Source organism: Nesterenkonia massiliensis, assembly GCF_000455245.1.
GTDB classification, from domain to species: Bacteria; Actinomycetota; Actinomycetes; order Actinomycetales; family Micrococcaceae; genus Nesterenkonia; species Nesterenkonia rhizosphaerae.
Map to the genome: position 1 here is coordinate 92,168 of NZ_HG005171.1, position 8,464 is coordinate 100,631.

Consider the following 8,464-nt stretch of genomic DNA (forward strand, 5'->3'; position numbering starts at 1 on the left):
TTCAGCGACCCCCACCCCCAGTGCTACGCCTACCCCCACACCCACTCCCTCCGCCACCGTTGCCAGCTTCGATTCGCTGAGCAGCGAGCGACAGCAGTTGCTGTCCAAGGGAGCTGAGCTGGAGTCCGGCTTCAGCGGCGGCGCCCGGGACTATTACGCACTGGTGCTGACCAACTCAGCGCTGACCACCTCTGGCGGTGGAGCAAACTGGGATGCCGTCAGTGCCCATGTGCGGTACCTGGAAGCCGAGTCCACCCCGGCCCCTTCGGCGACCCCTACCCCTTCGACCGCGCCGACACCGAGCCCATCGGCGACTGCAGCACCTTCGCCTTCGGCCTCGGCAACTCCAACACCTACCCGCACGGCAACGCCGACGCCGAGCCCCACCCGGACTCAGGCACCGGCACCGGCGCCCACGCCGTCGATCCCGGGCTACGATGCTCTGACAAGCTCGCTGAAGGATCTGCTGCGCAAGGGCGCTGAACTGGAGCCCGGCTTCAGCGGCGGCGCCCAGGACTACTACCGTGCGGTTCTGAACAACCCGGCGCTGCGTAACGGTGACGGGACTGCCTCCCTGCAGAAGCTGACCTGGCATGTGAACTACCTGGAGCAGCAGCAGCCAGCTCCGGCACCGACTCGCACCCAGTCGCAGGCCCCGGCGGCACCGGCACCCACCCGGACTCAAGCTCCGGCCCCGACAGCCACTCAGTCTCAGGCACCTGCTGCAGTTCCAGCCGGTAATACCGGTTCTGCGCAGATGGCCATCAACTGGGCGGTGAACACTGCCGGCCGCTCCGGGACCTACTACAAGCTGGGCGCTAATGGGCCTGACGCCTGGGACTGCTCCAGCTTTGTGCAGGCAGCCTTCGCCACTGCAGGTATCAACCTGCCACGCACCACCTACGGGCAGATCAATGCCGGCCGGGCCGTTCCATACAGCCAGAAGCAGCCAGGTGACCTGATCTTCTGGGACGACTACCATGTGGCGATCTACCTGGGCAATGGACGGATCGCCGACGCCGGCTCCCCCAGCAGCGGGGTCACCGTCCGCTCGATCTTCGGCAGCCCCAATGCCACCGTCCGCCGGGTCATCTAAACCCAGGTCCAACACAGACGGCCACGGCATATAGGTGATGCCCCGCAGCAACTGCTGCGGGGCATCACCTATATGCGCACGGTTGACCCTAGAAGATCAGCGAAGATCAGCAAGTAGTCAGGCCTGGCCTAGAGCACGGGTCCAAATTCGGGCCGACTCTCAATACGCTCGTCCTCCTTCTCCGGCACCACCATCAAAGGACCTTCAGCGTGCTGGAGGACGCCCTGAGAGGTGGAGCCCAGCAACATTCCGGCGAAGCCCCCACGCCCACGGGTTCCCAGCACCGTCAGTTGCGCATGTCGGGTTTCTTCCACCAGGACATCGACAGCAGCACCATCGATGACCTCGGCTTCAATGGGCAGCTGTGGGTAGTGGCTGTTCAGCCACCGCTTACCGGCTTCAAGCTTCTCCTGCAGATCCTGCAGTGCCTCGGAGTCGTCAATATGGGTGGGGATCCACACCAGCGTGGCACCAAGAGGCGGCAGCGCGCATACCAGGCGCAGAGTGGTCTGCCGCTCGGCGGCCTGCTGTGCGGCCATCAAGGCAGCCACGCGGCCATAGTCGGATCCGTCCACACCGGCTACCACCGGACGCTTGTCCTTGGGGCTGATGGGATGGGCCCCCTCTTGCAGCAACGATTCCGGCGCTCCTGCTCCAGGCTGCTCAGCAGTTGCCACGATCGGGATGGCCCCGGTCGCGGTCGTGAGCGCGTTCTCTTGCTTGGAAGAGAATTTCAGGGGAACCAGCACAGTGGGGCATTTGGCATGTGCTGGCAGGGCCGATGACACTGACCCCAGCAATCGCCCCAAGAAGCCTCCCCGGCCACGGGTGCCCACCACAAGGACCTCTGCATGCCGCGAATGCTCCAGCAGCACGGAGGCTGGATCCCCTGACTCAGTCAAGTAGTTCACCTCTCCGGGATAGTCACGCAGGAACTGTCTGGCTTCATCCAGCACCTTCTCGGCTCCGGCACGCAGACTGGAGTCATCCATCATGGCGTAGCCGCCGTCCATAGATGAGGCCGCGAAAGCAGGAATCGAATAGGCAGTGACCACTGTCAGGGGGAGGCTTCTCCGGTGGGCTTCTGCGGCGGCCCAATGTGCAGCGCGCAGTGACTGCTCAGAGCCGTCGACCCCGACCACCACCCCTCGCGTGGAGCTCTGCTGGGCGGCTGCCTGATCCGATTCTGTCTGCTGTTTGCGGTATGTATCCGTCATTGTGGACCTCCCGTAGGTAGTGTGCCCACATGGTACCGAGCAATACCCGCTGGAGCGAGAGTCTCCACCAAACCGTTGCGGAGTGCCCCTACGGCTGTTCAGCTGACGTGCTGAAGTATGCGCGCCGGGTAGTTGGTGGTGATCTCTTGGACACCGAGTTCGAGGAGCAGCTCGGCGTCAGCGACGCGGTCTACGGTCCACACTCGCATAGTGGTTCCACGCGCGATCCAGGCCTTGACCGCTGCTTTATGATCTCGCACGTAATCTATGCCAGGTCCGGCCATCCCCACACGTTGGTTCCATACCAGTGCTTCAGAGTCCCTGACGGTACCGCGCATCACAGCGGCCACCACCGGCCTCAGCGCCGCGGAGAAACGCACACGAGCCAGCTGAACGTCCACGTCTTCCTCGGTGATGTCCGTAAAGAGCGCACACAGTTTCTCTGCAGGAGCCATATCGGCCAGGCGCAGCAGCGAGCCGGGGGCAAAGCTCATGAACGTGATCTCCACGCTGTGCTCACCGCAGGCGATACGCGAAGTTTCCGGATCCCAACCGTAAATCAGCAGAACCTGCAGCACACGGTCTTCCAGCGCATGACCAAACGGGGAAGGGTGCTTAAGCTCCACTGCTAGGGCAATGTCCCGACCGGCGCTGATCAGCAGCTCCAGCACATCCTGCAGAGTCATCAGCTGCTGCTCGCGTGTGCCGTAGCGCGAGGGAAGCACCGGGGTCTTCCAGCTGGAGACATCGAGCTGGCGCATCTGTTCCAGAGTCGTCTCTGCCACCGCGCCAGAACCATTGCTGGTGCGGTCCAGAGTCGGGTCGTGGAAACACACCACCTCGCCATCCCGGGTGAGGTGCACGTCGATTTCCAGCCCGTCGGCGCCTTCTTCAATTGCGCGCATATAGGCGGCGCGAGTGTGTTCGGGGAAGAGTCCTGAGGCACCGCGGTGGGCGAAGATACGGGCGCGGCGGGCCGGTGCCGCTGACGCCGAATCCGCGGAGAGTTCCAGGTCCTCGGGGATAGTGTGCAGCGCTGCAGCCGGGATCCGGCTGAGCGGGAGGGCGGGAGCCATATCTGCCGCGTGGACGGGCGAGGTGATCGTCACGCCCTCAGGCTACGAGCGAGAAGTCAACGACAGGCAAAGAGCAGGCAAAATGAGGGCAGAACATCGGGTGAATTCCTGGTGAACGCCCGGCAGTCTCGCCTGGTTACTTCTCTTCTGCGAGTTCGCCGACAATAGGCTGGTCAGTTCGCACGCTCGAGCTGGACTGCTCCGGGCGCCCTGCTGCCGGTAGTTCAGGCTGAGAATCTGCACTCTTCTCGCTTTTCAGCGCCTTTTTCTTCTTGCGCTGAGCCTTGGCCGAGGTCTTGATCTGCTTCTTCTTCGCTCGGCGCTCCTTGCGGTCTGCACGCAGCTGCTCGCGCTCGAGCCCGCGCTTGAAGTCTTCCACCAGAGCTGCAGGAGTCTGCTCCGGCAGCTCGCCGAAGGTCTTATGTGCGGTGCGGATGATCTGGCCCGCTAGGGCACGGTTTCCGACGCCGCCCACCACTGCACCGATGCCGAAGGGGATGGCCCGGCCAAGCATGGTGATGCCCCGACGAACGAAGAACCTGCGCAGAAACTGCTTCTTGATCTGATTGGCCACGAGTCCGGCCATAGTCGAGGATCCAGCACTTCCGCTGGCGAGGCTGGAGAGCGGTACAATGCTGCCAATGGGCCCGGAACCGCGACCACCTGCTTGGTCAGAGAGTTCACCAAGCAATCGCCGACCCTCCTCCCCCAGCATGATGCCCATCACCAGGAGTTTGGCTCTCTGTGGGTCCTCGGTGGTAATACCGGAGAGTTCAGCCATCGACTGGGCGTAGAGGGCGCACATTTCCAGGAAGCCGCCGGTGGAGACAGCTGAGAGACTCAGTGAAGCCACAGTGCCGACTGCTGGCACGGCTGCGGTGGCGCCGATGAGTGCACCACCGCCGGTCATGGAACGCTTGAACTCCTTATCGAGCTCAGCAGCCAGCTGCCGGTTGGTCAGTGTCGGGTGCGCTTTGCGCAGTCTGCGCAGATTCGCCAGCACCAAGGGGCGCTGCACGGTCACCGCACGGGTCAGCCAAGTTTCAGCTCCGGGAGTCAACGAGCCGTCGTCGTTGAACGCCTGCTTTGCCACAAGGTTCATCGAGCGGCTGGCCACATACCCGGTGGCAGCAGTGCGGACTAGGGGTTTCTTCCGCGGCTTACGCGTAGCGCGCGCAGAAGACTTCGATGTGCGACTGGCATCATCATTCCTGCCAGCGGAGAAGGGCACCACGTGTTGAGAAGCCATGACAGAGAGTCTAGGCGTTATCCCTGGTGCTCGTCAGCCCAGATCCTGCAGATCGACCCAGACCAGTCGATTCTGCAGACCGAAGCGGGACTGCGGGTCCACCACTTCGTAGCCGTACTCACCCTCGGCCGGCCAGAAAACGCCGGACTGGCTGACTCCTAAAGCTGCAGAAGGCAGGACGTATGAGGCCCGTACATCTCGTTCGCCGGGAACGGCGCGAGTTGCGGTGTGGTCTGTGTGCCAGGGGGTTCCTGAGCGCCCGGTCAGCGGCTGTTCGGTCACTGCACGTGGACGGGGATCCTGCAGAGCAGCATTCTCCAGCAGGATGTCCAAGTCTTCGCTCTCAGCGGCCAGTGGCTGCGGAGCAGAATGCTGGCCGGCCACCACAAAAGGATGACCAGCAGGCAGGCCGCCGTGCGCGCCGTCGTCGTCGGTGAGGTACCAGGCGTTTCCGGCCGCATACTCGGCAAGGACCCGACGCTGGTCATCGGCACGGACAAGATCAATACCGGTGGGATCCTCCGGCAGCGGAATAGCGCTGCCGATGATGTGAACCGGTGCGCGATCTTCATCGACCTGAACCGGGATGTCCCAGAGGCTGCCCTGATAGAGCCGGATAATGGACTTCTCCAGGTCCGAGAACCGTGACTCCGGAAGCGAGTTCTCAGGAAGGTCGCGCCAGAGGAAGTTCTGGAACGTGCGTACCTGATCGGTGAGGATCGGGTGCTTGGAAAACACCACTGTGCTGTGCTGACCGGCGAACTCTCCATAGCCGATAGCGTCCCCGGCTCCGCCGATCGTGCCATCTCCGTCGAGATCCGCACCGGATTCCAACCCAGAGTTCGTGGGGGCGGCATAAACATAGGGGTAGTCGATGGCGCTCTCGCCGCGCTGACCGCTGGCCAGGTACTGGGTGCGCAGCAGTTCGGGAATCTGGCCGTCGTCGTCGTAGGTGACACCGGTGAGAACCAGGACATCAGGGTCGTTGATCTGCGCAGTCTGGGCAATAGCGCGAGCTTGTGCGTGCTGACCACCGCTCAAGGAGGCGATGAGCTGCTGGAGGGGACGTTCGCTGCTGCCATCGCCAGTGAGTTCGGCATGCAGGGTGGCCACCCGCAGATCGCCTTCGGCCTTCGTCAGCGTGGAAGTGGAAGGATCTGCCGACGAGCTGAGCTGGAACGGCTGTCCGGGCGCGGGGTAATACCGCTGGGATCCTGCAACTGGGGTCACCGCCGATGAGTTCGCAGAAGCTGCGATCTCATCATCTGGCTGGGACGACTGCGCCCCGGCTGCTGTGGTCACCATCAGACCCAGGGCAAGAAGTAGGGCACTGCCGCCCCTCATCGTTCCCCTCAACCGGCGCGCAGGCTCATTCGGGCCTGCTGGCATGACCACTACGGTAGCGGCCACTCCGGCTCACGCCAAGCCCTTGCACACATTTCCAGCAAACTTTACGAAGGTGTAATACAACCTTCAGTCCCTAGCCCCGTACTGCGACCTGACAGTGACATGAGTCTCCGCATCCGTGCTTTCTTGGGCCTTTCACATTTACCTGGGTATATGGTGAATGTCGGATACCGAGAATTCCGCGCGGGATTCTCCGACTCAGCTTGCATGACGAGAGTCGACGCAGAACTGACGAATTAACTACGTAAGACAGTGACTACAGGAGGACTTCGTGGCGTCTCAGCCAGAAGCAGAATTGAAAGATTGGTCCTTGTCAGATGCCTGGCGCGGGCTGCAGCTGTGGGTTTTTATCCCCGCGGTGATCATTATTGTCAGCGCCCTCTTTTTCGCGGCCTGGTGGGGAAATACCCGCGGCGCCGAGGCATTCGAGGATCTCAACTCCGCCATCGTGAATAGCGTGGGCTGGTGGTACATCCTTCTGTGCACCGGCTTCGTCATCTTCGCGCTCTGGGCAGGGCTGTCCAAGGCCGGCAACATTCGGCTCGGTCGCGACGATGAAAAGCCGGAGTTCTCCTTAGGCTCGTGGTTCTGCATGCTTTTCGCCGCCGGCATGGGCATCGGGCTGGTCTTCTGGGGAGTCGCAGAGCCGCTATGGCACATGATCGCCCCTCCGGAGATCACCGGAGAGGCCGGGGTTGACGCGAACGGCAACATCATCGCAGCCACTGAATCCTCCGCAGCCGGTACCGCTATGGGTCAGGCGCTTTTCCACTGGGGTCTGCACGCCTGGGCGATCTATGTCGTGATCGGGCTCGGGCTGGCCTACATGACCTTCCGTCGTGGTCGCCCGCTGGCCATCCGTTGGCTGCTGGAGCCGATCTTCGGCCGCAAGCTCATTGAATCCTGGGTCGGACACATCATTGACGTCGTCGCCATTGTCGGCACTGTCTTCGGTATCGTGACCTCCTTGGGGATCGGCGCTCAGCAGATCGCAGCGGGGATGGGCTTCATGGGCTGGGTAGAAGATCCCACCTCACAGCCGTTGCTCACGGGCTTGGTGGCCGTGATCATGATCGTCGCGACGTTTTCGGTGATCAGTGGTGTGCATAAGGGCCTGAAGTGGCTGTCCAACGTCAATCTTCTCGCTGCGGCCGCGCTCGCTCTGTTCGTGCTCTTCGCCGGGCCGACGATGTTCCTGCTGCAGTCGATCGTTTCCAATATCGGCGAGTACGCACTGGCCTTCCCGAACTTGATGTTTGAAACCAATGCGGAATACGCCGCCGGTGCCGGTAATGAACAAGGCGGCCTGCTGGGCAATGGCTGGTCAGCAGACTGGACAATCTATTACTGGGGCTGGTGGATGAGCTGGGCCCCCTTCGTGGGCATGTTCATCGCCCGCATCTCGCGCGGCCGAACTATTCGCGAGTTCGTTCTGGGCGTGCTGCTGGCACCGACCGCAGTGGGCATTCTGTGGTTCTCCATCTTCGGCTCCTCTGGCATTTACTTCCAGCTGACCGAAGGAACCATGCTCATCGATGACGGCGAAGGCGGCCAGACGGTGGGCACGGAGGCTTCGTTCTTCCAGCTGCTGGATCACCTGCCGCTGGCCTCGATCACCGCAGTGCTTGCGATCCTTGTGATCACCATCTTCTTCATCACTTCTGGCGATTCAGGTTCCCTGGTCACCGATGTGCTCGCCTATGGCGGGCGCACCACCACCCCCAAGCTGACTCGTGTGTTCTGGACTGCCCTGATCGCCGTGTCCGCCATCGTGCTGCTGACAGCCGGTGATGATCCGGGTTCCTCACTGCGTGTGCTGCAGGTAGCGGCAATCGCTTCAGCGGCGCCGTTCTCGATTGTGATGGCACTGGCTGTCATCGCCCAGGTGCGGGTATTCCTTTATGAGGGACGCACTATGAACCGCTATGTCCGCGTGCGCCGTCACGCCACCAAGGCTGCCCTGGTGGAGACCGCGCGCGAGGAAGTCGGCAAGGACGCGGGCCCAGCGGTGCAGAAGAAGGTCCTGGAGCTGTTGAACCGCCAGACCCGCTCCCTGCGGGCCATGTTCGGCGGCACCTCCGCTACTCTGTCTGGCCTACCGGCAAGCAGCGAGGCGCGCAAACTCGCCGAAGGCAAGGCCAGCGATGATCTGGTCATAGCCATCGAGGATGTGCCCGCCCACGCCACCACTGTGGATCCGCAGACAGGCGTGCTGGGCTGGGATCACTCCAAGGGATACAGCGACCCGATCACCGATGAGGTCTTTGAGACCCCCGAGTATTCGGAGTCATATGTTGGTTGGGAACACTCCTCGGAAGAGTTCTTCGACGAGACCCTGGCCACCGGAACCATCCCCGTGGTGGCACCGGAGCCGAAGGACGACGACGCCTGATCGGCTAAAGTCACCTCGCTAAAGTGC

General features: G+C 62.5%; 6 protein-coding genes. 2 read left to right on the plus strand and 4 right to left on the minus strand.

Annotated features, from left to right (window positions below):
• A partial coding sequence (locus TX78_RS13340; RefSeq protein ID WP_187118369.1) for a C40 family peptidase occupies window positions 1-1,096 on the plus strand: 1,096 nt, incomplete at its 5' end.
• A 128-nt stretch (window positions 1,097-1,224) separates the two neighbouring features.
• Here the strand turns inward: TX78_RS13340 and TX78_RS10635 are convergent.
• The 4 genes from TX78_RS10635 to TX78_RS10650 form a co-directional block, all read right to left on the minus strand.
• Window positions 1,225-2,313: a universal stress protein gene (locus TX78_RS10635; RefSeq protein ID WP_044496127.1), complete on the minus strand. Its 1,089-nt coding sequence runs from the start codon at window positions 2,311-2,313 to the stop codon at window positions 1,225-1,227.
• 98 nt (window positions 2,314-2,411) lie between these two features.
• Entirely contained in the window at window positions 2,412-3,422 is a 1,011-nt protein-coding gene (locus TX78_RS10640) for a glycerophosphodiester phosphodiesterase (RefSeq protein WP_233722246.1), read from the minus strand.
• Window positions 3,423-3,525: 103 nt separating this feature from the next.
• The gene (locus TX78_RS10645) at window positions 3,526-4,638 is read right to left on the minus strand and encodes a hypothetical protein (protein ID WP_147640475.1); all 1,113 of its coding nucleotides are present in this window, start codon (window positions 4,636-4,638) and stop codon (window positions 3,526-3,528) included.
• A 33-nt stretch (window positions 4,639-4,671) separates the two neighbouring features.
• Entirely contained in the window at window positions 4,672-5,943 is a 1,272-nt protein-coding gene (locus TX78_RS10650; RefSeq protein ID WP_147640476.1) for an endonuclease/exonuclease/phosphatase family protein, read from the minus strand.
• A gap of 412 nt (window positions 5,944-6,355) precedes the next feature.
• Here TX78_RS10650 and TX78_RS10655 point away from each other — a divergent pair, with 412 nt between their 5' ends.
• Window positions 6,356-8,437: a BCCT family transporter gene (locus tag TX78_RS10655; protein ID WP_233722247.1), complete on the plus strand. Its 2,082-nt coding sequence runs from the start codon at window positions 6,356-6,358 to the stop codon at window positions 8,435-8,437.
• Window positions 8,438-8,464: the final 27 nt, after the last annotated feature.

Excerpts from the sequence above, each read along its gene's own strand:
- TX78_RS10635 (WP_044496127.1), bottom strand. The coding sequence starts at position 2,313 with ATGACGGATACATACCGCAAACAGCAGACAGAATCGGATCAGGCAGCC.
- TX78_RS10645 (WP_147640475.1), bottom strand. The coding sequence starts at position 4,638 with ATGGCTTCTCAACACGTGGTGCCCTTCTCCGCTGGCAGGAATGATGAT.
- TX78_RS10650 (WP_147640476.1), bottom strand. The coding sequence starts at position 5,943 with ATGGTGACCACAGCAGCCGGGGCGCAGTCGTCCCAGCCAGATGATGAG.